At 70.1% G+C, this 531-nt stretch carries 1 pseudogene; it reads right to left on the bottom strand.

Annotated elements, in window-relative coordinates:
* A pseudogene (gene arsH / locus FUT87_RS25755) lies at positions 1 to 526 on the bottom strand (arsenical resistance protein ArsH); the annotation flags it as partial.
* Positions 527 to 531: the final 5 nt, after the last annotated feature.

Genomic DNA, 531 nt, shown 5'->3' with positions numbered 1-531 from the left:
GACGGCTTCATGCGTCCCGCCTCGGTGAACTCGGCGAAGCCTTGGCGACCGACGACTGGTTCGGGATGGTGAGCATGCGCATCCAGCGGCCCAGCACCCGCATCTGGTTCACCGCGTTGAAGGACTGCGATCCGCCCGACACCTGCATCACCGCCAGCGTCTTGCCCTGCGTCGGACGCACCGAGCCCGTCGACAGCGGGATCCAGTCGATCTGCGACTTCATGATCCCGGTCATCGCCCCGTGGCGTTCCGGCGAGCACCAGACCATGCCCTCGGACCAGGCGGCGAGCGCGCGCAGCTCCTGTACCTTCGGATGCGACTCGGGGGCGTCGTCCGGCAGCGGCAGGCCGGTCGGATTGAAGATCCGCACCTCCGCGCCCATCGCCTCGAGCAGGCGGGCGGCCTCGAAGGTCAGCAGCCGGCTGTAGGAACGCTCGCGCAGCGAGCCGTACAGCATCAGGATGCGCGGCCGATGCCGCGACGGCGCGGGCACGGCCAGGCGGTCCTGGCTGGGCACGTCGAACAGCGCGC

The organism is Mitsuaria sp. TWR114 (assembly GCF_007997345.1).
Note: the sequence above shows the minus strand (reverse complement) of the source record. Positions and strands in the feature narration are given on the sequence as shown.